24 protein-coding genes and 1 tRNA gene are annotated in these 22,807 nt (G+C 75.4%); 8 read left to right on the plus strand and 17 right to left on the minus strand.

Annotation, left to right across the window (positions count from 1 at the left end; translation table 11 throughout):
* Positions 1–4: 4 nt before the first annotated feature.
* The 4 genes from ispD (at position 5) to ACFPK1_RS05365 (ending at position 3,640) form a co-directional block, all read left to right on the plus strand.
* Positions 5–697, plus strand: a complete 693-nt coding sequence (ispD, locus tag ACFPK1_RS05350) for a 2-C-methyl-D-erythritol 4-phosphate cytidylyltransferase (protein WP_378019867.1) — start codon at positions 5–7, stop codon at positions 695–697.
* Entirely contained in the window at positions 694–1,158 is a 465-nt protein-coding gene (gene ispF, locus ACFPK1_RS05355) for a 2-C-methyl-D-erythritol 2,4-cyclodiphosphate synthase (RefSeq protein WP_378019868.1), read from the plus strand. Before ispD ends, ispF begins: the two co-directional genes overlap by 4 nt.
* A 65-nt stretch (positions 1,159–1,223) precedes the next feature.
* Positions 1,224–2,825 carry a hypothetical protein gene (locus ACFPK1_RS05360; RefSeq protein ID WP_378019869.1) on the plus strand — a complete coding sequence of 534 codons (1,602 nt, stop codon included), beginning with the start codon at positions 1,224–1,226 and terminating at the stop codon, positions 2,823–2,825.
* Positions 2,822–3,640 (plus strand): ESX secretion-associated protein EspG, encoded by an 819-nt coding sequence (locus ACFPK1_RS05365; protein ID WP_378019870.1) that lies wholly within the window; start codon positions 2,822–2,824, stop codon positions 3,638–3,640. Before ACFPK1_RS05360 ends, ACFPK1_RS05365 begins: the two co-directional genes overlap by 4 nt.
* Positions 3,641–3,789: 149 nt before the next feature.
* Here the strand turns inward: ACFPK1_RS05365 and ACFPK1_RS05370 are convergent, their stop codons facing one another.
* From ACFPK1_RS05370 to ACFPK1_RS05380, 3 genes are read right to left on the minus strand one after another with little or no spacing between them, the layout of a single operon-like run.
* Complete coding sequence (locus tag ACFPK1_RS05370; protein WP_378019871.1) at positions 3,790–4,716, minus strand: VWA domain-containing protein; 927 nt, start codon at positions 4,714–4,716, stop codon at positions 3,790–3,792.
* Positions 4,717–4,775: 59 nt separating this feature from the next.
* A complete protein-coding gene (locus tag ACFPK1_RS05375; RefSeq protein ID WP_378019872.1) occupies positions 4,776–5,768 on the minus strand; it encodes an AAA family ATPase in 993 nt (330 codons plus the stop codon).
* A gap of 26 nt (positions 5,769–5,794) precedes the next feature.
* Positions 5,795–6,919: an NDMA-dependent alcohol dehydrogenase gene (locus ACFPK1_RS05380; RefSeq protein WP_378019873.1), complete on the minus strand. Its 1,125-nt coding sequence runs from the start codon at positions 6,917–6,919 to the stop codon at positions 5,795–5,797.
* Between the two features lie 162 nt (positions 6,920–7,081).
* On the opposite strand from ACFPK1_RS05380, the gene cysS reads away from it, so the two are divergent.
* Together cysS and rlmB are read left to right on the plus strand one after the other, a co-directional pair.
* Positions 7,082–8,482 carry a cysteine--tRNA ligase gene (gene cysS, locus ACFPK1_RS05385; protein WP_378019874.1) on the plus strand — a complete coding sequence of 467 codons (1,401 nt, stop codon included), beginning with the start codon at positions 7,082–7,084 and terminating at the stop codon, positions 8,480–8,482.
* Positions 8,483–8,487: 5 nt separating this feature from the next.
* Positions 8,488–9,510: a 23S rRNA (guanosine(2251)-2'-O)-methyltransferase RlmB gene (gene rlmB, locus ACFPK1_RS05390; RefSeq protein ID WP_378019875.1), complete on the plus strand. Its 1,023-nt coding sequence runs from the start codon at positions 8,488–8,490 to the stop codon at positions 9,508–9,510.
* Between the two features lie 78 nt (positions 9,511–9,588).
* On the opposite strand, the gene ACFPK1_RS05395 is transcribed toward rlmB, so the two are convergent.
* The 5 genes from ACFPK1_RS05395 to ACFPK1_RS05415 are packed head-to-tail and all read right to left on the minus strand — an operon-like array spanning position 9,589 to position 14,274.
* Positions 9,589–9,954: a hypothetical protein gene (locus ACFPK1_RS05395; RefSeq protein ID WP_378019876.1), complete on the minus strand. Its 366-nt coding sequence runs from the start codon at positions 9,952–9,954 to the stop codon at positions 9,589–9,591.
* A 59-nt stretch (positions 9,955–10,013) separates the two neighbouring features.
* The gene (locus ACFPK1_RS05400) at positions 10,014–11,612 is read right to left on the minus strand and encodes an adenylate/guanylate cyclase domain-containing protein (protein ID WP_378019877.1); all 1,599 of its coding nucleotides are present in this window, start codon (positions 11,610–11,612) and stop codon (positions 10,014–10,016) included.
* A 43-nt stretch (positions 11,613–11,655) separates the two neighbouring features.
* Complete coding sequence (locus ACFPK1_RS05405; RefSeq protein ID WP_378019878.1) at positions 11,656–12,504, minus strand: metal ABC transporter permease; 849 nt, start codon at positions 12,502–12,504, stop codon at positions 11,656–11,658.
* Positions 12,501–13,298, minus strand: a complete 798-nt coding sequence (locus ACFPK1_RS05410; protein WP_378019879.1) for a metal ABC transporter ATP-binding protein — start codon at positions 13,296–13,298, stop codon at positions 12,501–12,503. Before ACFPK1_RS05410 ends, ACFPK1_RS05405 begins: the two co-directional genes overlap by 4 nt.
* Before the next feature lie 10 nt (positions 13,299–13,308).
* Positions 13,309–14,274, minus strand: a complete 966-nt coding sequence (locus ACFPK1_RS05415; RefSeq protein ID WP_378019880.1) for a metal ABC transporter solute-binding protein, Zn/Mn family — start codon at positions 14,272–14,274, stop codon at positions 13,309–13,311.
* A 165-nt stretch (positions 14,275–14,439) separates the two neighbouring features.
* Between ACFPK1_RS05415 and ACFPK1_RS05420 the strand changes: the two genes are divergently transcribed.
* Positions 14,440–15,528, plus strand: coding sequence for a LacI family DNA-binding transcriptional regulator (locus ACFPK1_RS05420; RefSeq protein WP_378019881.1), 1,089 nt, complete (start codon positions 14,440–14,442; stop codon positions 15,526–15,528).
* Here the strand turns inward: ACFPK1_RS05420 and ACFPK1_RS05425 are convergent.
* Positions 15,525–16,952, minus strand: a complete 1,428-nt coding sequence (locus tag ACFPK1_RS05425) for an alpha,alpha-trehalose-phosphate synthase (UDP-forming) (RefSeq protein ID WP_378019882.1) — start codon at positions 16,950–16,952, stop codon at positions 15,525–15,527. The genes ACFPK1_RS05420 and ACFPK1_RS05425 overlap by 4 nt on opposite strands.
* Positions 16,918–18,330 carry a threonine/serine exporter family protein gene (locus tag ACFPK1_RS05430; protein WP_378019883.1) on the minus strand — a complete coding sequence of 471 codons (1,413 nt, stop codon included), beginning with the start codon at positions 18,328–18,330 and terminating at the stop codon, positions 16,918–16,920. Before ACFPK1_RS05430 ends, ACFPK1_RS05425 begins: the two co-directional genes overlap by 35 nt.
* Positions 18,331–18,634: 304 nt before the next feature.
* Between ACFPK1_RS05430 and ACFPK1_RS05435 the strand changes: the two genes are divergently transcribed.
* Positions 18,635–18,710 (plus strand) — tRNA-Thr (locus ACFPK1_RS05435).
* Positions 18,711–18,773: 63 nt separating this feature from the next.
* Here the strand turns inward: ACFPK1_RS05435 and ACFPK1_RS05440 are convergent.
* From ACFPK1_RS05440 to ACFPK1_RS05470, 7 genes are read right to left on the minus strand one after another with little or no spacing between them, the layout of a single operon-like run.
* Complete coding sequence (locus ACFPK1_RS05440; protein WP_378019884.1) at positions 18,774–19,997, minus strand: tyrosine-type recombinase/integrase; 1,224 nt, start codon at positions 19,995–19,997, stop codon at positions 18,774–18,776.
* Positions 19,997–20,179 carry a helix-turn-helix domain-containing protein gene (locus ACFPK1_RS05445; protein WP_378019885.1) on the minus strand — a complete coding sequence of 61 codons (183 nt, stop codon included), beginning with the start codon at positions 20,177–20,179 and terminating at the stop codon, positions 19,997–19,999. The genes ACFPK1_RS05440 and ACFPK1_RS05445 overlap by 1 nt, the downstream gene beginning before the upstream one ends.
* Before the next feature lie 3 nt (positions 20,180–20,182).
* Positions 20,183–20,533 (minus strand): hypothetical protein, encoded by a 351-nt coding sequence (locus tag ACFPK1_RS05450; protein ID WP_378019886.1) that lies wholly within the window; start codon positions 20,531–20,533, stop codon positions 20,183–20,185.
* Positions 20,530–20,760, minus strand: a complete 231-nt coding sequence (locus ACFPK1_RS05455; RefSeq protein ID WP_378019887.1) for a hypothetical protein — start codon at positions 20,758–20,760, stop codon at positions 20,530–20,532. The genes ACFPK1_RS05450 and ACFPK1_RS05455 overlap by 4 nt, the downstream gene beginning before the upstream one ends.
* Positions 20,757–22,022, minus strand: coding sequence for a hypothetical protein (locus ACFPK1_RS05460; RefSeq protein WP_378019888.1), 1,266 nt, complete (start codon positions 22,020–22,022; stop codon positions 20,757–20,759). Before ACFPK1_RS05460 ends, ACFPK1_RS05455 begins: the two co-directional genes overlap by 4 nt.
* On the minus strand, positions 22,019–22,378 hold the full coding sequence (locus ACFPK1_RS05465; RefSeq protein WP_378019889.1) for a WhiB family transcriptional regulator: 360 nt from the start codon (positions 22,376–22,378) through the stop codon (positions 22,019–22,021). The genes ACFPK1_RS05460 and ACFPK1_RS05465 overlap by 4 nt, the downstream gene beginning before the upstream one ends.
* Positions 22,375–22,788, minus strand: coding sequence for a hypothetical protein (locus ACFPK1_RS05470; protein WP_378019890.1), 414 nt, complete (start codon positions 22,786–22,788; stop codon positions 22,375–22,377). Before ACFPK1_RS05470 ends, ACFPK1_RS05465 begins: the two co-directional genes overlap by 4 nt.
* Positions 22,789–22,807 lie beyond the last annotated feature (19 nt).

Consider the following 22,807-nt stretch of genomic DNA (forward strand, 5'->3'; position numbering starts at 1 on the left):
CGCGGTGACCGTCGCGGCGATCGTGCCCGCGGCGGGACGTGGTGAGCGGCTCGGCCTCGGCCGGCCCAAGGCGCTCGCGGTCGTCGGCGGGCTCGCGCTGGTGGCGCGGGCCGTCGACGGCCTCGTCGCGGGTGGGGTGGACGCCGTCGTGGTGGCCGCCCCGCCCGGCGGCGAGGACGCGATGCGCGCGGCCCTCGGGTCGCGCCGGGCCGTCGTGGTGACCGGAGCCGACGACCGTGTCGGCTCGGTCGGGGCGGCGCTCGACGTGCTGCCCGGCGACGCCGACGTGGTGCTGGTGCACGACGCCGCCCGGTGCCTCTGCCCGCCCGAGGTGGTGCGCGCGGTGATCGACGCGGTCCGCGCGGGCCATCTCGCCGTCGTCCCGACGACCCCCGTCGCCGACACCCTCAAGCGCACCGGGGAGGCCGGCGTCGTCACCGCCACCGTCGACCGCAGCGGTCTCGCCGCCGTCCAGACCCCCCAGGGCTTCGCCCCCGCGACGCTGCGGGCCGCGCACGAGCGCGCCCGGACGCTGCGCGCGGCCGGCGGACCGGTCGCGGCGACCGACGACGCCGGGCTCGCCGAGGATCTCGGGGTGACCGTCGTGACGGTGCCCGGCGACCCGCGGGCGTTCAAGGTGACGACCCCGCTCGACCTGGCCATGGCGGAGGCGCTCGTGACGGCGGGCCCGGCGTGAGGGTCGGCGTGGGTACCGACGTGCACCCCGTGCGGCCCGGCGTGCCCTGCTGGGTCGCCGGCCTGCTGTGGGAGGGCGTCGACGGCTGCGCCGGGCACTCCGACGGCGACGTCGCCGCGCACGCCCTGTGCGACGCCGTGCTGTCCGCCGCCGGCCTCGGGGACCTGGGCGCGGTCTTCGGCACCGGGCGGCCCGAGTGGGCCGGGGCGTCGGGGGTGCGCCTGCTGGGCGAGGTCCGCCGGCTGGTCGGCGCGCAGGGGTGGGTGCTGGGCAACGCCGCGGTGCAGGTCATCGGCAACGCACCGAAGATCGGAACGCGTCGCGCCGAGGCCCAGGCGGCCCTGTCCGACGCGCTCGGCGGCCCGGTGGCGGTGTCGGGCACGACGTCCGACGGGCTGGGGCTCACCGGACGTGGCGAAGGTCTCGCCGCCGTGGCGACGGCGCTCCTGCTCGCGGGCTGACTTTCCCGAAACCGCACCCACCGGTCGCGCGACGTTCCTACGCTCCGCGCGAGGGGAGGTGGCCGGTGCCCGAGCAGGCGTTTGGACACAACTGGTTCGCGGTCCCGCACCAGGCGATCTGGGACGCGCTGCAGCCGCAGGGCAGCGACGGGTTCGGGGGCGCGGGCGGGCGCTGGCAGGGGCTGGCCGACCGGATGATCGCGGTCACCGACGCCGTCGGCCGCGCCAACGCCACGCTGAACGCCGTCTGGGACGGCAACGCCTCGGCGAGCGCGCAGAAGAAGATCGAGCCGCTGCGCCCCTGGGCCGACCAGGCCCGCGAGCTGGCCGCGCAGGTCAAGAACGTCAACGTCGAGCAGGGCGACCGGCTGACGACGGTCCAGAACACGGTGTTCGGCCAGGGACCCCCGTCCGCCGGGTCGATGATGGAGGCCGGGATCGACGGGTTCCTCGACGGGACCTCGCTCAACGGGACGGTGCCGCCCGTGGTCGCCGCCCCGCTGACCGCGCCGATCGGCGGTGTCGACGCGGTCGCGGCCGCGATCCGGTACCACCAGGCCGAGGAGTTCGCCCAGGAGGCGATGACCGGCTACCAGCAGGCGAGCGGTGGCGGCATGGCGACGTTGCCGCAGTTCGTGGGCCCGGAGGGCTCCGCCGTCCAGCCCGGGGCGGGGCCCGCGGTGTCGTCGTCCCAGGCGTCGTCCCTCACCGCGCCGGGCGGGGGCGCCGGCCTGCCCGGTGGCGCGGGCGGGGTGCCCGCAGCGACCGGGGGCGCGGCGCCGGTGCCCGGCGGGGGCGGCGGGGTGCCGGGCGGCGGTGTCCCGCCCGGGGCCGTCCCGGCCGGCGGGGTGCCCGTGCCGGGCGGCGCAGCTCCGGGTGGTGCCGGGGCGGGTGGTGCCGGGACGGGTGGTGCCGGGGGCGCCGGCGGGGTGCCGTCGGGTCCGTCGTCGACGACGTCGACCGGGGCGCCCGCCGTCCCGGCCGCACCGAACGTTCCGGGCAGTGCTGGGCCGGGAGGTGCCGGGCCGGGAGGTGCTGCTGGCGCGCCCGGGGCCGGTGGCGCCGCGGTCCCCGGTGCCGGCGCCGTGCCGCCCGTCGGCGCGGTCCCGGGCGGCGCCGGGAGGGCGGCGGGCGGCGTCGGCGTGGGCGTCACACCGGGGCCCGCGACGGGCGCCGGACGGGTCCCCGCGCTGCCGGGTGCGGCGGGGGAGGGCGGCGGCGCCGGCCGGGCCGGCGGCACGGGCGGAGTGCCCCGGCTGCCGGGCACGGCGGTCGGCGCCGGCGAGGGCGGCGTCGCCGGCGGCCGGACGGGCGGGGGGCTCGGCGGGGCTCTCGGCGGGGGCCTGGGCGGGGCTCTCGGCGGTGGTGGTGCCGCGGGCGAGCCGGGCTCCGGGGCCCGGGCCGGCGGAGCCGCCGGCGAGCTCGGCTCCGGCGCGCGGGCGGGCGTCGGCGGGGGCGCGGTGGCGGAGACGGCGGCGGGACGGGCGGCGGGTGCCGCGGCGGCCGAGGGGCGTGGCGGCGCGGTGCCGATGATCCCGCCCGCCGGCATGGTCGGCGGCCAGGGCGGCGACGGCGAGCGCCGGCGCCCCGACTACCTCTCCGAGGACGACCCCGACGCCATCGCCGGCGTGCTGCCCGCGACGGCGCCGCCGGTGATCGGCGAGTGAGGGGCGTCCTGCCGATGGCGCTGGGCACGCAGTTCGCGGGCGCACGGCTCGACGTCGGCCAGTACCGCGCGCTGTGGCGCCGGCTGGGGTTCGCCGCGCGCCCGGCCGTGCTGCACGTCCTCGACCACGGGCAGACCTACGCCGAGCGCGACGCCCTCGACGCGGCCGCCTGGCGCCGCCTCGCCGACCAGGGGCTGCTCGACGAGCACGGCGCGCCCGACCCGGGGCTCGCCGACGCGCTCGGGGTGCTCGCGCGCCCGTCCCTCGAGCTCGACGTCGTGGCGCGGGACGGACGCCGGGCCCGGGCGACGCTCGCGGCGGCGCGCGGTGCGCTCGGCCTCGTGACCCGCCTCGACGACGCGGGCCTGCTGCTCGAGACCACCGACCCGCACGACCTCCCCGGCGCGCTGCTCGCCCGCCTCCCCGACGTGCGCCCGGCGCCCGGGGTGCCGCTGGCGCTGCCGGCGGACGCCCTGTTCGGCGCCGGCCTGACCCTCGACGAGCGCGCGCGGCGCCTGCGCCGGGCCGGGGTGCCGTCGCACCACGTCGACCGTCTCCGGGCCCTATGGGCGCGCACCCCCGACCGGGCGATGACCTTCGGGGTCACCGCCCGCGACGCCGACGGCGCGCCCCGCCGCGGCCCGCGCACCGTCACCGTCCTCGACACCGCCGCCGGCCGCGTGGCCTGGGGCCTCGACGCGACCGGTCGCCGCGTCCTCGCCCAGCCCCTCGACCGCGCCCGCCTGCACGCCGAGCTCCGCCGGCTGCTCGACGGCCACGCCCGCGACGTCGCCGACCGCCGCGGCCCGGCGTAGCACATCCCCCGCGAGAGGCACGTTCCGCAGGCCCGCACGCCTGTCGATCATGCCGACCGTGCCCCTCGCGGACCACGACGATCCGGCGAGGGGCGCCCCTCGCCCATCTATCCGACCGAAGGTGCCCTTCGCTCAGAACAGCCGGGCCCTCAGCGCAGCACCGCCCGCACCGCGGCCGGCGCGTCCGAGGGCTTGTGCAGCGGCACCGAGCGCCCGCCGCCCGCGGCGGCCAGGCGCGCGCAGGACGTGCGGGCCTCGTCGTCGTCCACGGTGACCAGGGTGTGCACGCGCGCCGCGCCCGAGCCGCCCGCGATCGGCGCCGGGTCCTCGCCCTCGTTCCACGCGCCGTCGGTGAGCACGAGGACGTCCGCGTGCGGGACCCGCGCCGCCGTGGCCTGCGCGAGGGCCACGCGCAGCCCCAGCCCGAGGTCCGTGGTCGACCCGCCGCGCAGGTCGAGCAGGGCGTCGAGCACCGCGGAGGCGGGCGCGGGCGAGTGCAGGTGGCGCAGCACCACGGCGCGCGACCAGAACGCGACGACCGCGAGCTCGTCGTCGGTCCGCAGCCCCGCCGCGAGCGCCCCGGCCGTGGTCACCGCCGTCGTCAGCGGCTTCCCGGCCACCGACCCCGACGCGTCGACCAGCAGGATCAGCGCCCGCGCCGGCGACCGCCAGCCCCGCCAGCGCAGGTCCTCCGCGCGGATGGGGCGGTGGGCCAGCGAGCGCTCCAGCGTCGCGTCGAGGTCCAGGTCGAGACCGTCGCCGGCGACGGTGGTGAGCCGGCTCGAGCCCCGCCGCTCGGTCTCGCCCGCCCGCGCCGGCGGCACGAGCAGCCGCACCGCCAGCCGCCGGGCGGCGGCGCGCAGCGTCGGATCGGTGGCGCGGGCGAGGTCGGCGAGCAGGTCGACGGTCCCGTCCGGGTCCTCGTCGTAGGCGCCCGCGACGGCGGCCTCGTCGAGGACACCCACCGTCGGGCTGACCTGCTGGAGGTCGTCGTGGCGGCGCTGCAGGTCGGCGCGGGTCTCGGTGCGCCGGGCCTGGTCGCGCAGCAGCGCCTCGACCTCCTTGGGGTCGGACACCACGCGCGGCGGGGCCCCGGGGGAGCGCCCCTGCTCCTGCGGGGGCGAGGCGCCGGGGCTCAGGCTTTTCCCGGGTCCCCGTCCTGCGACGACTCCGACGGATCGACCGGGGCGCTCGCCGCCCACAGCTCGGCGACGACCTCCTCGACCGTGCGCGTCGAGCCCTCGAGCAGCTGCACGCGCCCGGACAGGGCGGCCAGCGCGGCGTCGGTACCCGTCGTCTCGGCCGCCGGGGCGAGCCGGCCCGCGAGGGCGACGGCGCGCAGCTCGGCGAGCGACTCCGCGACGGCGACGAGGTCGAGCGCGCCGCGCACCGAGGACCCGAGCCGCAGGTCGGGGTGCTCGCGCGTGGAGCGGGTGGCGCGCACGGCCCGCTCGACGAACGCGGCGTCGACCACGTGGTGGTCGCGGCGCACGATCGCGGTCTCCTCGTCGGCGCTCTGGTGGACGAACCCGACCCGGCACGAGCGGTCGTAGAGCGCGGGGGTGATGCGCCCGGTGCCGACGGCGTCGGACGGGTTCATCGCCGCGACCAGCCGGAAGCTCGGCGCGGCGTCGACGACGCCGAGGCGGGGCACGTGCAGGCGGCGCTCGGAGAGCACGCCGAGCAGCACGTTGAGCGTCTCCTCGGGGACGCGGTTGAGCTCCTCGACGTACAGCAGGGCGCCCGAGGTCAGCGCCCGGACCAGGGGACCGGGCACGAAGTTGTCGGGCCGGTAGTCCTCGGTGAGCACGCGGGAGGGGTCGTGGTGGCCGACGAGGCGCGCCGGCGACAGCTCGGCGTTGCCCTCGACGAGCTCGAGGCCGACGCCGGCGCCCTCGGCGAGCGCGCGCAGCAGGGTCGTCTTGCCGGTGCCGGGCGGTCCCTCGAGCAGGATGCTGCGCCCGGCGGCGAGCGCTGCGGCGATGACCTCGGACTCGCGCTCGCGTCCGACGACGCGGGCGTGCGAGGCCTCGATCATCGCGCGGACCGGGAGGGGGCCGGCGGTGGGCAGACCGGGGGCGGCCCCGGTGTCCACCAGGGACACCGGGGCCGCGGAACCGTTGGTCACGGGGTGTGGATACCTCGATCGGTGAGTCAGTCGAAGATCAGGACGCCGCGGATGTTCTTGCCGGCGTGCATGTCCTCGTAGCCCTGGGCGACCTCGTCGAGCTTGTACTGCTTGGTGACGAGCTCGTCGAGCTTGACCTTGCCCTTGTTGTAGAGGTCGAGCATCTTCGGGATGTCGGCCTTCGGGTTCGACGACCCGAACAGCGAGCCCTTGAGCTTCTTCTCGAAGAGGGTCAGCTCGCCGATCGGGATCGGCACGCCCACCTCGGTGATGTCGCCGAGGCCGGTGACGACGACGGTGCCCTGCTTGCGGATCGAGGCGAAGGCGTTGCCGACGTGCTCGGGCTTCGTGATGCCGATCGTGACGATCGAGACGTCCGCGCCCTGGCCGTTGGTGTAGCTCTTGGCGGCCTCGGTGGCCTCCTCGATCGACTCGAACGCCTCGGTGGCGCCGAGCTCGAGGGCCTTCTCGCGCTTGAAGGCGACCGGGTCGACGGCGAGGACGTTCGCGGCGCCGGCGTGCGCGGCACCCTGGACGGCGTTGGCGCCGATGCCGCCGATGCCCTGGATGATCACGGTGTCGCCGGGCTTGACCTCGCCGGTGTTGACGGCGGTGCCCCAGCCGGTGCCGACCGAGCAGCCGAGCAGGCAGGCGACCTCGAGCTTGGTGTCCGGGGCGACCTTGATGGCCGAGTCGACGGCGACCGTCGTGTACTCGGAGAACGTCGAGATGCCGCACATCTGGCCGACGTTGGTGCCGTCCTCGAGGTGCAGGCGGGTGGAGTCCTCGGTCCAGCGGGTGCCGGCGAGCAGGCCCGCGCCGAGGTCGCAGAGGTTCGAGTGTCCGGTGGCGCACCAGCGGCACTGGCCACAGGCGGGGAGGAACGAGAAGAGGACCTTGTCGCCCGGCGCGAAGCCCGAGGTGTTCGGGCCGACCGACTCGACGATGCCGCCGCCCTCGTGGCCGCCCGCGAAGGGATAGGTGCCGACGGGGATGTCACCGGTGGCGATGTGGTCGTCGGAGTGGCAGAGGCCCGAGGCGACCATCTTCACCCGGATCTCGTCCTGACGCGGGTCGTCGACCTCGACCGTCGCCGTCTCGTACTTGCCCGGGGCCTGGCGGACGAGAGACGTCCGGCACGTGATGGACAACGCTGACCACTCCTTGCGTAGCGAAACCGTCGAATGACGACGCGACTCTATGTCCCCCCTCACAGGTTGGGAAGGGCCGTCCCGAACGATCGATCGGTCGGCCTGCCCCTCTGGGCTGATGGGCCGACAGGACTCCGACGGCCGTTCCGTAGGATCCGGGCGGTGAGCCTGCACCTGTACGACACCGCACGACGCGCGCTGCGGGAGTTCCGCCCGCAGCACGCCGGCACGGCGTCGATCTACGTGTGTGGGGCCACCGTGCAGGGCGTGCCCCACGTCGGGCACGTGCGCTCGGGTCTCGACTTCGACGTGCTGCGCCGCTGGCTCGCGCACACGGGCTACGACGTGCTGCTCGTCCGCAACGTCACCGACATCGACGACAAGATCCTCACCAAGGCCGACGCCGCCGGGCGGCCGTGGTGGGAGTGGGCCGCGACCCACGAGCGCGCGTTCGCCGCCGCCTACGACGCGCTGGGGTGCATCCCGCCGTCGGTGGAGCCGCGCGCGACCGGGCACGTCACGGAGATGGTCGAGCTCATCGAGCGCCTCATCGAGCGCGGGCACGCCTACGCGGTCGACGGCGACGTCTACTTCGCGGTCGGCACGTGGCCGTCGTACGGCGAGCTCTCCGGCCAGCGCGTCGACGAGATGGAGCAGGGCGAGGGCAGCGACCCCCGCGGCAAGCGCGACCCCCGCGACTTCACGCTGTGGAAGGGCGCCAAGCCCGGCGAGCCGGACTGGCCGACGCCGTGGGGCCGGGGGCGCCCGGGCTGGCACCTGGAGTGCTCGGCGATGGCCACCCGGTACCTGGGGCCGCGCTTCGACATCCACGGCGGCGGGCTCGACCTCGTCTTCCCGCACCACGAGAACGAGCTGGCGCAGTCGCGTGCCGCGGGCGACGGGTTCGCCGAGTACTGGATGCACAACGCCTGGGTGACGATGTCGGGCGCGAAGATGTCGAAGTCGCTGGGCAACACGCTGACGATCCCCGCGGTGCTCGAGCGCGTGCGCCCGGTCGAGCTGCGCTACTACCTCGTCGCGCCGCACTACCGCTCGACGCTGGAGTTCTCCGAGGAGGCGCTCGCCGAGGCCGCCGCGGCCTACCACCGCATCGAGACGTTCGTGCACCGCGTGCACGAGCGCGTCGGCGCGGTCGAGGTCGGGCGCGTCAGCGAGGCGTTCGCCGCCGCGATGGACGACGACATCGCCACCCCCGCCGCGCTCGCCGAGGTGCACGAGTCGGTGCGCCGCGGCAACGCCGCCCTCGACGCGGGCCGGCGCAGCGAGGCCCTGGCCCTCGCGGGGGCGGTGCGCGCCATGACCGGCGTGCTCGGCCTCGACCCCGTCGTCTGGGCCGAGACCACCGGCGCCGGTAGCTCGGGCGACGGCGCGCGGCAGGCCCTGGGCTCGCTGGTGGATGCGCTGCTCGAGCAGCGCACCCGCGCCCGTGCCGAGCGCGACTTCGCCCGCGCGGACGCCCTGCGCGACGAGCTGACCGCCGCCGGTGTCGTCGTCGAGGACACCGCCGACGGACCCACCTGGACCCTCAAGGACGGTGCCTGAGCACGATGGCCGGCAACTCGCGGCGCCCCGGGGCCCGCCGCAACCCGGGCTCCAAGAAGGGCCCGACGAAGGGCTCGGGCGGCAAGGGCCGCCGGAGCCTCGAGGGCAAGGGGCCGACCCCGCCCGCCGAGAAGCGCCCGAACCACAAGGCCTACCGGTCCGGCGGTGCGGCGTCGTCGGCGCCGCGGAAGCCCGCGTCCGACGACCGCGCCGCGGCCAAGCGCTCCCCGGGGCGTCGCGAGGACCCCGATGGCCCGCAGGTCGTGCTGGGCCGCAACCCGGTGGTCGAGAGCCTGCGGGCGCACAGTCCCGCGACCGCGCTCTACGTCGCCCAGAACATCGAGGTCGACGACCGGGTCCGCGAGTCGATCAAGATGGCGTCCGAGCGGGGCATCTCGGTGCTCGAGGTGCCGCGCGGCGACGTCGACAAGATGGCCGACGGCGCGGTGCACCAGGGGCTCGCGCTGGCCGTGCCGGCGTTCGAGTACCTGCACCCCGACGACCTGCTGGAGGAGGCGCGCCAGCGTGCGCACCTCGCCCGCGTCGAGCCGCTGCTCGTGGCCCTGGACGGCGTGCAGGACCCCCGCAACCTGGGCGCGGTGCTGCGCTCGGCGGCGGCGTTCGGCGCGCACGGGGTGCTGCTGCCGCTGCGCCGCTCGGTCGGCGTGACGCCGGTGGCCTGGCGGACCTCGGCCGGCGCCGCCGCCCGCATCCCCGTCGGGCGCGCGACCAACCTCAGCCGCACCCTGTCGGCGTGGCTCGACGAGAGCCTCGTGACGATCGGGCTCGACGGCGAGGCGAGCGCCGACCTCGACCACCTCGACGACGTCGCCCCCGACGCCGCGCGGGGGCCGCTCGTGCTCGTCGTCGGCTCCGAGGGCAAGGGCCTCTCCCGCCTCGTGCGCGAGACCTGCACCGGCGTCGTGTCGATCCCGATGGCGGGCGACGTGGAGTCGCTCAACGCCTCGGTGGCGGCGGGCGTCGCGCTCGCGGAGGTCGCGCGGCGCCGGCGCGCTGCGGGGGCCTGACGCAGCGAACGGGCGGTTCGCTGCCTCTACGCGCGCGAAGTCCCCGTTCGTGTGGGGCGGCGGCGCGACGCGCGGAGATCAGGAGCGCGCGCTCCACCCGGCTGGCGCCTCCGCGAAGATCAAGGGCACCTCATCGACGCCGAGGGCCGCGCCGACGTCGACCACGTGCTCCTGATCTCCGCCAGCCCGACGGGCCGGCGCCTCCGCGAAGATCAAGGGCACCTCATCGACGCCGAGGGCCGCGCCGACGTCGACCACGTGCTCCTGATCTCCGCCAGCCCGACGGGCCGGCGCCTCCGCGAAGATCAAGGGCACCTCATCGACGCCGAGGGCCGCGCCGACGTCGACCACGTGCTCCTGATCTCCGCCAGCCCGACGGGCCGGCGCCTCCGCGAAGATCAAGGGCACGTCATCGACCCCGAGGGCCGCGCCGACGTCGACCACGTGCTCCTGATCTCCACGAGCCGCACCCGGCGTTCCGGCGAGGGGTCGCCCTCGCCCCTCTATCCGAGCGAAGGGGCCCTTCGCTCGGATAGATCGGAGACCTCGGCGCCCACGCACGCGCCGGCGTGCTCGTTCGGCACGGCGAGGTCCGTCTCGTCCTCGCGACCCCGCAGGACGCGTGACTCGATCACGCACCAGCGCCGCGCCTCGCCGCCCGCGCGCTCGAGCGCCGCGCCCGAGGCCAGGACGCAGCCGTCGATCTCCTTGGCGGCCTCGGTGAGCCGGGCGGCCTCGTTCACGGGGTCGCCGATCACCGTGTACTCGTAGCGGCGGGTGTCGCCGATGTTGCCCGCGACCGCCTCGCCCGCCGAGACCCCGATGCCCGCGGAGATGTCGTCGAGCTCCCCGGCGATGCGGCGGGACAGCTCGCGCCCGGCGCGCAGGGCGCAGGCGGCGGCGTCGGGCAGCTCGGTCGGCGCCCCGAAGACGGCGAGCGCCGCGTCGCCCTCGAACTTGTTGATCCAGCCCTCGTTCTGCTCGACGACGTCGATGACCACCGCGAAGAACGCGTTGAGCGCCTCGACGACCTCGTGCGGCGGGCGGGTCGCGGCGAGGCGGGTGGAGCCGACGAGGTCGACGAACAGCACGGCGACCTCGCGGACCTCGCCACCGAGCTCGACGTCGTTCTCGAGCGCGGTGCGGGCGACGTCCTCGCCGACGTGGCGGCCGAACAGGTCGCGGACCCGCTCGCGCTCGCGCAGCCCCGCGACCATCGTGTTGAAGCCGGCCTGCAGCACGCCCAGCTCGGTGGTGTCGAAGACGGGGACCTCGGCGTCGTAGTCGCCGTCCTCGACGCGGCGCTGGGCCCGGCGGACGGCGAGCACCGGGGCCGCCGTGGAGTTCGCGGTGAGCACGGTGACCAGGAGCCCGACGACCAGCGCGACGCCGCCGAGCACGAGCACGACGATGGCGAGGCGCTCGGTGGTGTAGCCGCCGAACACCAGCGCGGCCGCGGCGGCGAGCAGCACCCCGACGAGGGGCACCGCCGTGCCCAGCGCCCAGGATCCGACCGCGCGCAGCACGACGCCGGGCAGCAGGCGCCCCTGCGGGGGGCGGTCGTTGAGCACGCGTGCGACCTCGCGGCGCAGCACCCGCTCGACGAGGCGGTAGGTCACGGCGACCGTCGCGACCCCGCCGAGCGCGACCGTCACGCCGACCGACGCCCCGAGCCGTGGGCTCGAGAACACGTTGATCAGCACGAACAGGACCAGGGCCGCGATCCAGAGGACGGCCTGCACCGTCGCGAGCCGCAGCGGCCCGCGCAGCACCACGCGCCGGACACGCCGGCGGTGGCGCCGCACGGTGGCCTCGTCGGCGCCGGGCCCGGGCGCGCGCGGGACGCGCATCCGGAAGTGGCCCCAGATCGAGCCGACGAGGATCGCGCCGAGCAGGTAGGCGCCGAACGCGATGAGGTTGCGCACGAGGGCGGCGGGGTCGAACGCCACGAGCTCGCCGAGCGGGAGCACCCACGCCGCCACGACCAGCACGACCCCGGCACCGACGATGTTCGGGGTGACGACGACGAGGCCGAGCGCGACGCGCGTGACCAGTCGCAGGCCGTGGTCCTCCGCGCTCGCCCCGCGGGTGGCTCCGGGCATGGGGCGGACTCTAGCGCCGGGCGCCCCCCCCGCTCACCGCAGCTCACCGGGCGGCAACCGCCGTTCGGGCGACACGCCGCCGGGTGCGCAGCGCGCCGAGCCCGCGGCAGACCACGTAGATCACGAAGGCGATCGTGGCGACGAACGGGCTGATCGGCAGACCGGCGTCGAGCGAGGCCACGATCCCGCCGATCACCGCGACCTCGGCGAACACCACCGCGAGCACCGAGGCCAGCGTCGGGGACGCCGTCACCTGGGCGGCGGCCGCGGCCGGGGTGATGAGCAGGCAGAGCACCAGCAGGGCGCCGACGATCTGGACGCCGAGCGCGACGGTGACGCCCAGCAGCACCGCGAACAGGATCGAGAGCAGGCGCACCGGCACGCCGCGCGCGGCCGCCATGTCGGGGTCGAGGCTGGCGAACAGCAGCGGGCGCCGCACGACGGCGAGGACCAGGAGCACGACCACGCCCACACCCGTCAGCGTCAGCACGTCGCCGACGTCCACCCCGACGATCTGGCCCACCAGCAGGCCGAACTTGTTCGCCGACCGCCCGGTGTAGAGCGCCTGGAACAGCACGCCGAGCCCGAGGCCGAACGACAGGAGCACGCCGATCACCGAGTCGCGCTCGCGCTGGGCCCGTCCGAGCGCGCCGAACAGCAGCGCGACGAGCACCGCCCCGGCGAGCGCGCCCCAGCCGATCGCGTCGGTGCCGAAGACGAGCAGCGCGCCCGCCCCGCCCGCGAACGCGAGCTCGGCGGTGCCGTGCACCGAGAACGCCATGCCGCGCCCGACGACGATCGGGCCGAGCAGGCCGGCGAGCACCGCCAGCACCACGCCCGCGATCAGCGCGTTGCGCACGAAGTCGAGCGAGAGCAGGTCGAGCGTCGTCACCGCGGACCGCCCCCGGTGTGCACGAGACGGTCCTCCGCGCCGACGACGACGATGCGGTCGCGGACGCGCACGACGTCGACGTCGGTGCGGTAGAGCTCCGAGAGCGTCTCCGAGGTCATCACCTCGTCCGGCGTCCCGATCCGGAACTGTCCGTCGACGAGGTAGAGCACCCGGTCGGTGACGGGCAGGACCGGGTTGAGCTCGTGGGTCACGAACACCACCGCCGTGCCGTGATCGCGGCGGCGGCGCTCGAGCAGCTCGACGACGGTGCGCTGGCGCGCGAGGTCGAGCGAGTGCAGCGGCTCGTCGGCGAGCAGCAGGCCCGGATCGCCGACGAGCGCCTGCGCGATCCGCAGGCGCTGCTGCTCGCCACCCGAGAGCGCGCCGACGGGGGCGTCGGCGAGCTCCAGGGCGTCGACCTGCAGCAACGCCTCGTGGACGCGGCGCGTGCGCTCGGCCCGCCCGCGGAACGGCAGGCCGAACCGGTGCCCGTCGAGCCCCAGCCCGACGAGGTCGCGGCCCCGCAGCGGCGTCAGCGGGTCGACGCTGGTCTGCTGCGGGACGTACCCGACGTCGGCGCTGCCCCGCCGCGGCGGGCGCCCGGAGACCTCGCAGGTCCCCGCCGCGAGCGGGAGCAGCCCGAGCAGGACGGTCAGCAGCGTCGTCTTGCCCGAGCCGTTCGGGCCGAGCACGGTGACGAACTCGCCGGGCGCGACGTCGAGGTCGAGCCCCGTCCACAGCGTGCGCCCGCCGCGGCGGACCTCCGCTCCGGACAGGCGGATGGACGGGGTCACGATCGGTACCTCACGCAGGCGTTCCCAGGGCACGGGCGAGCTCGGCGCGGGTCGCGTCGAGCCAGGTCAGGTAGTCCTGCCCGGCGGGCAGTGTCTCGGTCACGTTCACCACCGGCACGCCCGCCCCCGTCGCGGCGTCGCGCAGCTGCGTGGTGATCGGGGTCTCGGTCTGCGGGTTGAACACCAGCGCGTCGACGCCGCGGCTCGCGACCAGCTGGTTCGTCTCGGCGAGGGTGGCGGCCGGCGGGTCGGTCTCGTTCTCGATGGCCTCGCTGAACTGCGGCGGGGTGGCGTCGGCGACGCCCGCGGTGGTCAGCAGGTACTGCGCGATCGGCTCGGTGGCCAGCACGCGCGCGCCCGGGCGGGTCTGGCCGATGGTCGCGAGGCGGGCGGCCTGGTCGTCGACGCGGGCGGAGAAGGCGGTCGCGCGCTCGCGCAGCGCCGCGGCCTGGGCCGGCTCCACGGCGGCGAGGCGCTCGGCGACCTGGTTCACGACGCCCTTGACCGCGGTCGGGTCGAACCACACGTGCTCGTTCTCCTGGGCCTGGTCGCCGCGCAGCGCGAAGGCCTCGATCGAGCGCTCGCGCAGGGCCGGGTCGCCGTCGATGACCTGCTCGACCCAGTCGTCGTAGTGCCCACCGTTGAACACGACGAGGTCGGCGTTCGTCAGCGCCGCCGCGTCGGCCGGCGTGCTCTCGTACGAGTGCGGGTCGGCGGCGGGGTCCTGGATGATCGAGCGCACCTCGACGCCGGGCCCGGCGACCGCGCTCGCGACCGATCCCCAGACGTTCGTGGTGGCCACGACCGTCAGCGTGCGCCCCGGGGCGGGTGCGGGCGACTCCGGGGCCGGCGCCGGAGCCGGAGCGGGCGCCGGGGCGGCGGTCTGCCCGCCACCCCCGCAGGCGGCGAGCACCAGCAGCGTGCCGAGCAGGGCGGCCGCCAGGGACGCGAGGCGGGCGCGGGGACGAACGGGCACGGTGCAGCTCCTCGTGGCGGTGGGTTCCCGACGACCGCAAACGATAACGGTTATCGATTGCGAGTGGGAGCCGTGGTTCGTCCGACCAGGTCACACCCGGCGCACGAGGACCACCATCGGTCGCCCGGAGTGGCCCTAGATCGAAACAGTCGATACGTTCGGGCAGTGGGTGAGGCACTCGAGGGGCGCCGGTCGCGGCGTACCGCCACGCTGGCCTCGCTGGCGGCGGAACTGGGCGTGTCCCGGACGACGGTGTCGAACGCCTACAACCGCCCCGACCAGCTGTCGCCGGCGCTGCGGCGCCGCGTGCTGGACACTGCCCGGCGCCTCGGCTACCCCGGCCCGGACCCGGTCGCGCGCTCGCTGCGCACCCGCAAGGCCGGAGCCGTCGGCCTGCTGCTCACCGAGGCCCTCTCCTACGCGTTCCGCGACCCGGTGGCCGTCCAGTTCCTCGAGGGACTGGCCCTGGCCTGCGAGGACAACGGATCGGGCCTGCTGCTCGTCCCGGTGAGCCCGGAGGCCGACGACCCCGGCGCCGTCGCGCGGGCGGGCGTCGACGGCTTCGTCGTGTACTCGATGCCCGACGACGACGACAACTTCGCCGCCGTGCTCGAGCGCCCCGTGCCCGTCGTCGTCTGCGACCAGCCGACGGCGGTCCCCGACGTCGACCGCGTCGGCATCGACGACCACGCCGCGATGGTCGACATGGCCCGCCACCTCGCCGGGCTGGGCCACCGGGAGGTGGGCGTGCTCTGCATGCGCCTGTCGACCGAGCGCAACGACGGCTTCGCGAGCGTCGACCGCCAGCAGCGCGCCCGCTACGAGGTCCAGCGCCGGCGCCTCGCCGGGCTGCGCGAGGGCTTCGCCGAGGCGGGCGTCGACTGGTCGAGGGTGCCGGTGGTCGAGCGCTACGACCACAGCGAGTCGGCGGGCGCCTCGGCCGCCGAGCAGCTGCTCGCCCAGCACGACGTCACCGCCCTGGTGTGCACCTCGGACATCCTCGCGCTGGGCGCGTTGCGCCACGCCCGCGAGGCCGGCCGCAAGGTGCCCGACGAGCTGACCGTCACCGGGTTCGACGGCGTCCCGGCCGCCGAGCGCGCGGAGCTGACGACGATCCGCCAGCCCACCCTCGACAAGGGCCGCGCCGCCGGCGAGCTCCTGCTCGACCGGGGCGACCGCCAGCGCTCGCGGACCCTCCTGCTGCCCACCGAGCTCCTCGCCCGCGCGACCTCCGGGCCGGCCCGCGAGGGCTAGGTGACGCCCAGGGCCGCGAGGAACCCCTCGGCCCAGCGCTCGACGTCGTTCTCGAGGACGTGGGCGTGCATGTGCTCCATGCGCCGCCGGGCGTCCGCGGGGTCCTGGGTGGCCGCGGTGACGATGGCGTCGCCGACGGCGTCGAGGTCGTGCGGGTTGACCAGGAAGGCGCCCTCGCCCAGCTCGTCGGCGGCGCCGGTGAACTCCGAGAGCACCAGCGCGCCGGCGCCGTCGGGGCGGCTGGCGACGTACTCCTTGGCGACGAGGTTCATGCCGTCGCGGTAGGGCGTCACGAGCATGACGTCGGCGGCCCGGAAGAAGGCGACGAGCTCCTCGCGCGGGGTCGACTGGTGCACGTAGTGCACGACGGGGTGACCGACCGAGCCGTACTCGCCGTTGACCCGCCCGACGGTGAGCTCGATGGCGTCGCGGGTCTCGGCGTAGTGCTCGACGCGCTCGCGGCTGGGCGTCGCGACCTGGATCAGCACGGTCTCGGCCGGGTCGAGACGGCGGTCGTCGAGGACCTCGGCGTACGCCTGCAGGCGCACGTCGATGCCCTTGGTGTAGTCGAGGCGGTCGACGCCGAGCAGCACCGTGCGCGGGTCGCCGAGCTCGTGGCGCAGGGCCTGCGCGCGCTCGACGGTGTCGTCCTGCCGGGCGATCGCCTCCAGGTCCGCGGCGTCGACGGAGATGGGGTGCGCGCCGATCGTGATCGTGCGCCCGTCCGGGGCGGTGACGTGGCCCGGGTCGCCGCCGACGGTGATGGGGACGTCGTCGGCGCTCGCCTCGGTGAGCCGGGCGGCGACGCGGCGGAAGTTCTCGGCGCCCCCGGCCGTCTGGAACCCGACGACGTCCGCCCCGAGCAGCCCGTCCACCACCGGCCGGCGCCACGGGAGCTGGGCGAACAGCTCGGCGGGCGGGAAGGGGATGTGCAGGAAGAAGCCGATCCGCAGGTCCGGACGGCGCTCGCGCAGCAGGCGCGGGACGAGCTGGAGCTGGTAGTCCTGCACCCACACCGTCGCGCCGTCGGCCGCCGCGTCGGCCGCGGCGTCGGCGAAGCGCTCGTTGACGCGCCGGTAGATCTCCCACCAGGAGCGCTCGAAGTGCGGCCGGGCGACGACGTCGTGGTAGAGCGGCCAGAGCGTCGCGTTGGCGAAGCCCTCGTAGTAGGCGGCGACCTCGTCGGCGCTGATCGGCACCGGGCGGATCGTCAGCCCGTCCTCGACGAACGGGTCGGGGTCGGCGTCGGGCCGGCCCGGCCAGCCGACCCACGCGCCGCCGCGGGCGCGCAGGGTCGGCTCCAGCGCGGTGACCAGCCCACCCGGGCTGCGGTGCCACTCCCCGTCGGCGTCGAGGTCGAAGGGCAACCGGTTGGCCACCACGAGCAGGTCAGAAGACCCGGGGGCGTCCTCGGCGTGCGTCACGTTCTCTGTCCTCCGCGGTGACTCCGGGCAGCAGGCGGCGGGCGAGCCGCTGCAGGGGCCAGCCGATCTGCTCCCCGACCGAGACCCCGGCCGCGAGCGCGAGGCCGAAGGTCAGGGCCAGCAGGATCGTCACCGCCCCCACCGCGACGCTGCCGTACGCGAGCTGGGAGAACCCGCGGTACATCGTCAGGCCGGGCAGGAGCGGCGTGATCCCGGCGATCACCAGCACCAGCGGGGGTGTACCCAACATGCGGGGCAGGACCATCGCGACCAGCCCCAGCGTGGCGGCCGCGAGGGCCGCGGCGACGACCTCGCCCGCGCCGAGGATCCCCAGGAGCCCGTAACCGGCCCACGCCACGGCCCCGGCGAGCGCCGCGAACGGCAGCGACCGCCACGGCGCGTACGCCGACAGGGCGAACAGCATGCCGGCGGCCGCGGCGGCGAGCAGCGAGATCGGGTGCAGCGACGGCGCCGGGCTCGGCGGCACCACAGCCGCGTAGGCGCCCGCGTCGGTGCCCAGGACCGCACCGACGAGCTTGATGCTGACGACGACGCCGACCAGCAGCCCCGCCGACGCGAGCACCACCTCGACGGCGCGCCCGGCGGCCGTGAGGGGGAAGCCGGAGATGGCGTCCTGCACGAGGCCGACCAGCGACAGGCCCGAGAGCAGCACGACGATGCCGGCCGCGATGACGAAGGCGGGGGAGTCCTCGAGCGTCCCGGACCAGGCCAGGGAGGTCGCGGAGAGCGTCACGATGGCCGCGCCGACCATCTGCTGGAAGAACATCGGCACGCGGCGCCGCCCGAGCCAGCGGGCCACGCCCCAGATGACGCCGGTGGCCACCGTCGCCAGCGCGGCGACGAACAGCCCGCCGCCGAGGAGGAACGCGACCGCCCCGGCGAACAGCGACCGCGCGATGGCGGCGACGAAGCGCGGGTAGGGGTGCGGCGCCCGCACCGCGTTGCCGAGGCGGGTGATGGCCTCCTCGACGCGCATCGGCTCGTCGCGGTCGACGATGGCGGTGATGATGTCGTCGACCTCGGTGAGCCGGGTGTAGTCCTGGGTCCGGTAGCGGACGTTGCGCATGGTGGTCACCGGGCCGGCCTCGTTGCCGCGGTGACAGCACATGGTGATCGTCGAGAACGCGATGTCGACGTCGCAGGCCGGCAGGCCGTACGCGCCGGCGATCGCCAGCATCGTGTCGTGCGCGACCGCCGCGCCGGCGCCCGAGGCGATCTGGACCTCGCCGATGCGCAGCGCGAGGTCGAGCACCCGGAGCACCAGCGTGTCGTCGGCGACCTCCGGGCCGGTGATCGCCGGCAGGAGGTTGTCGCGCACGGTCGGCGCGTCCACGGCGGCACGACGGATGTCGTCCACGGGGAACTGTCGACGGAGCGAGCCGCGGGCTCGCTGGGCCACCCCCACGGGCGGACCTTCCTCTCCCTGCTCATCGGGATGCGCGAAGCGCGATCGGGGCATCCCGGGAAACTTCATCACGGACCACCTGCCCAGACGCGCGGGAGTCGATCGTGGTTGCCGGCCGGGGAGCGTGCGCCACGTCCCACCCGACGGGCTGGTGGCGGCCCCCGCCCGACCACCGTGCCGACCGGCCGAGGCTACGTGCCCGCACCTGTGGGCGGGGTCTCGGCCGCTCGCGGACCCTCGTACCATGGGCACCCGTGCCGGCGTAGCTCAATCGGCAGAGCACTCGCCTTGTAAGCGAGGGGTTGACGGTTCGAGTCCGTCCGTCGGCTCCAAGTCAGACCGTGTGTCCGGGGCCGACCATGATCGCGATGTAGCAACGCGTGTAGCAACAGCCATCACAGCTCCTTCCACTCGATGGCGTCGAGGGCCTGGCGCATGGCGTCGAGGTTGGTGTGGGCGTAGATCGCCATGGTCACGTCGATGTGCGCGTGGCGGGCGATCGCCTGGACGACGTGCGGCGGGGTGCCGAGGTCGAGCAGCAGGCTCACGACGGTGTGCCGCAGGTCGTGGAGGCGGACGTCGGGCATGTCGGCCAGCTCTCGAACACGCTCGAAGTCGCGGCCGAGGTTGCGGGGCTCGGTGGGTGTGCCGACGGTCGAGGCGAACACGAGGCCACGGTCCTGCCAGGCGTCGCCGGCTGTCCTTCGCTCCTCGTCCTGCCGGGTGCGGTGCTCCTCCAGGACGCGACGGGTGACCTTCGGGAGCGGGATCGTCGCCTCGGAGGCCTCGGTCTTGGCCTCGGCGACGTAGAGCCGGCCGTCGGCCCGCTGGACGGTTTGGGCGATGGTCACCGTGGCGCGCTCGAAGTCGACGTCCTGCCAGCGCAACCCGAGCAGCTCGCCGTGGCGCAGCCCGAGCGTCGCGGCGACGACGTAGAGCGCGTAGTGGCGCCGGCCCTTGGCCGCCTGGAGGAGCTTGTGCGCCTGGGCCACCGTGAGGCCCTTCCCGACCTTGTAGCGGGGCACGGAAACCCGGACGAGCTTGGCGACGTTGCGCGTGACCAGCTCCTCGCGCTCGGCCGCCGCGAGCCCGTTCCGGAGCACGGCGTGGACGTACTGGACCTGTCGCTGCGAGGGCCGGTGCCCGCAGCAGCGTCCGACCGAGCAGCAGCGGTCCTCCTCGGGCCGGCGCAGGTCCCAGCCGTGCATGCAGCACAGGCACCGCTCGCGGACGCCGGCCATGAAGGCGCGGACGTGGGCGGCCGTCAGCCGGGGGAGCGCTCTGCGGCCCAGTCCGGGGACGATGTAGAGCCGGACGGCGTTCTCGTAGCCGACGTAGGTGGTCGGCCGGCGCTCCTCGCGGACGGTGACCAGCCAGCGCTCGAACCACTGCGCGACGCTGTAGGAGCGGTCCGGGACCGGGATGCCGTGGGCCGAGTTGACCTTGCGCTCGTCGAGCTTGGCCCGGACCTCGTCGAAACTCGACCCGTACACCGGCCGCCGCTTGATCTGCCCGGACGAGGTGTAGACGTAGGCGCTCCCGACCCACTTGCCGTCGCTGGAGCGCTGGTAGATCGACCCTTCCCCGTTGGCTCGCCGGGGCCGCTTCTCGCCGGCCATCAGTCGGGCTCCATGTCGAGCAGGCGGGCGACGTACTCCTCCAGGGCGCCGCGCGGGATGCGGCGAGACCCGCCGATCTTCACCGAGCGGAGGTCGTGGTTGCGGAGGAGGTCGTAGACCTTGCACCGGCTGATCTTGAGTAGCTCCGCCGCTTCCTCGGCGGTGTAGAGCAGCGCGTCCATCGATCAGTCCTCCGAGAGCCGGTGGCCGAGGTGGCCGAGGTGGTTGTGGGCGTGGGTGAGGTGGCCGGCGGCGTCGCCGAGCGCGGTGCGGGCGTCGTCGACCTCGGCTCCGGCGAGCTGGAGCAGCCAGGCGACATCCGCGCCGCGGTCGTCGTAGTGCTCGGCGGGGTCGGCGCGACGCAGCGAGCGCGACAGGAAGTCGAGGACCTGGGGGAGGCGCTGGGCCAGCTCGACGAGGTTGCCGACGACGACGGCGGACTGGGGTCCGTCGAGGACTCCGCGCATGCTGGCGTGGTTGGCACTACGCACCGCCTCGGCGGCGCGCTCGATGTCGCGGGCGACGAGGTTGGTCATCGCTGGACCTCCTGCGGCGGGACGTCGGCGGCGCGGTCGGTGGCGGCGCCGAGCTGGTGGGCGAACTCGCCGGCACTGCTTGACACCGCGGGCCCGAGGGTCGGGAAGGCGGCGAAGAGCAGGACGAGGGTCACGACGCCGGAGACGAGCGCGGGGGCAGCCTTATGGCTCTTGATGAGCAGGGCGGTGACGAGGCCGGCGATGATGACGATCGCGAGGAGGTTCATCGGTGGGCCCGCCGTCCGTGCGCGGCGATGCGGTCGCAGTACTCGCCGTAGTCGCCGAGGTAGGGCACGCGGATGCGCTGGCAGTCCCGGCCGAGCCCGGAGAGGTAGGCGACGCCGGGGGCGGCGTTGGCGTGCTCCTGCCCGAGCGGGCGAGCGTCGACGCCGTGCAGCATCTCCAGCGAGTCCGCCGGGACCCGGAACGAGATGCGCAGGGCGAACTGATCGCGGGCGTAGCCGCCGCCGACAGCGGTGGCCTCGAACCGTTGGGCCAGCATCAGCACCCGGAACGCGGCCTTGCGGCCCTCCGAGAGCAGGCGAAGCACGGCGGTGCGGATGCGATCGCCGACCGGGACGCCCTCGCCGCGCTTGGGCCTGGGGAGCCCGTCGGCGGCGCGCAGCAGGCCGGGGAACTCCTCCAGCACCACGAACTTGGTCGGCGTGACCGCGTCAGGGGCGATCTTGTCCTGTCGCGGCGGGATCGTCGCCAGCCGGCGGTCCATCTCGGCGACCAGGTCCTCCAGCAGTGCCGCGTGCGCGGCGATGTCCTGGGTGCCGGTGACCTGGTGGGGCCTATGGACGGTGCCGTCCCACGGGCGGCCGAGCAACAGCCCGGTGATGTCCGAGCCGGTGATCAGGACATCGGGGGCGGCGGCGAGCTGGGTGAGGATGCCCTCGGCGAGCTGGGTCTTGCCCGAGCCGTTCTGCCCCTGCACCCCAAGGTGGCCGGGTTCGGTGAGGGCGTGGCCGAGGGTCAGCCCGTCCTCGGTCCGACCGATGATCACCGGTTCAATGCCGGAGGCCACGCTCAGCGAAGGCAGGGTGAACCCGTCGCGCAGCGGGTCGTGGTCGAGCAGGTGGATACGGACCCAGCGACCCGCGACCGGCTCGACGCGCAGGCCGTGGGCGCCGAGGGTGTGCGCGAGCCGGGCGCCGTTCTCGCCCTTGGTGAAGTCCGCCGGCTCCTGGCCGGCCATCAGCTCGACGGTGAACGACGTCGGTGGGCCGAGGCGGACCTCCCCGACCCGCGGGGTGCGGATCGTGACGCCCGCGGCGACGTGGACGTACTGGCAGAGGGCGATGCCGGTGCAGGCCTCCCGGAACACCGCCTTGAGCGAGGCGGCGAACGCCAGCACGGACGCTTCGTACTCGCGGCGGGCGCACTCGGCGCGGAGCCGGGCGAACAGCCCGGACCCGTGGGCGCCGGGCCCGCGGGTGCGCCCGGAGCGGTGCTCGAGGCGGCGCGTGTGCTCCAGGGCGGTCATCGGAGGGTCCTCTCCGTGCAGGTGGCGCAGAGCTGGCCGTCGACAGCGGGCATGGGGAACAGCAGCGCGCACCCCGAGCACATGGGTTCGGCGTCGGCGACCGGGTCCGGGACGCCAGCGAGGCGGGCGCGGCGGATGGCGCGGCGGTCGGTGGGCGTGGTGGCGGCCCACAGGCCGTAGTCCTGGCCGGTGTCCAGCGCCCAGCGCAGGCACTCGGTGGCGACCGGGCAGCCGCCGCAGATCGGGGCGACGGCGATCCGGTGGCGGGCGACGATGGTGCTGGTGTCGTCCTCGGAAGGTGGGAAGAACAGCTCGGGATCGGTGTCGCGGCAGGCCGCGTCGGTCTGCCAGGTCATGACGCAGCCGCCTCGGAATGGGGCGCCTGCTTGGTGCTGCGGGCGCCGCTACCGGTCGCGGACAGCGGCCGGACCTCCTGGGCGCGGTACCAGACCTGAGCGCCGATGGCCTGGCCCTCGCGGTTCTTCTTGTCCATGACGCCGATCTCGAAGCCCACGAGCTGCACCGGGGTGGCCGGGGCGAGGTCCTCGCCCGGGTCTCGCTCGGCGGCGATGCCGACGGTGACGATCTCGTTGGTCGGGCGCCCGAACTGCCGGAAGCACGCCGCGAACTGCAGCTGCCACTTGGGCAGCCCGTCCTTGGTCGTCTCCTGGCGGTAGTTGTCGCCGAACGCCGTTTTGGGCCCGGACGACAGGAACATCAGCCACTCGAAGGTGGCCGCCTGGTCGATGACGTAGTTCTGGATCACTACTTCTCCTCGCTCGAAC

The sequence above is a fragment of the Actinomycetospora rhizophila genome, from assembly GCF_042657905.1.
Taxonomy (GTDB): Bacteria; Actinomycetota; Actinomycetes; order Mycobacteriales; family Pseudonocardiaceae; genus Actinomycetospora; species Actinomycetospora rhizophila.

Excerpts from the sequence above, each read along its gene's own strand:
- ACFPK1_RS05460 (WP_378019888.1), bottom strand. The coding sequence starts at position 22,022 with ATGACCGCCCTGGAGCACACGCGCCGCCTCGAGCACCGCTCCGGGCGC.
- ACFPK1_RS05450 (WP_378019886.1), bottom strand. The coding sequence starts at position 20,533 with ATGACCAACCTCGTCGCCCGCGACATCGAGCGCGCCGCCGAGGCGGTG.
- ACFPK1_RS05440 (WP_378019884.1), bottom strand. The coding sequence starts at position 19,997 with ATGGCCGGCGAGAAGCGGCCCCGGCGAGCCAACGGGGAAGGGTCGATC.
- rlmB (WP_378019875.1), top strand. The coding sequence starts at position 8,488 with ATGGCCGGCAACTCGCGGCGCCCCGGGGCCCGCCGCAACCCGGGCTCC.
- ACFPK1_RS05400 (WP_378019877.1), bottom strand. The coding sequence starts at position 11,612 with ATGCCCGGAGCCACCCGCGGGGCGAGCGCGGAGGACCACGGCCTGCGA.
- ACFPK1_RS05445 (WP_378019885.1), bottom strand. The coding sequence starts at position 20,179 with ATGGACGCGCTGCTCTACACCGCCGAGGAAGCGGCGGAGCTACTCAAG.
- ACFPK1_RS05455 (WP_378019887.1), bottom strand. The coding sequence starts at position 20,760 with ATGAACCTCCTCGCGATCGTCATCATCGCCGGCCTCGTCACCGCCCTG.
- ACFPK1_RS05465 (WP_378019889.1), bottom strand. The coding sequence starts at position 22,378 with ATGACCTGGCAGACCGACGCGGCCTGCCGCGACACCGATCCCGAGCTG.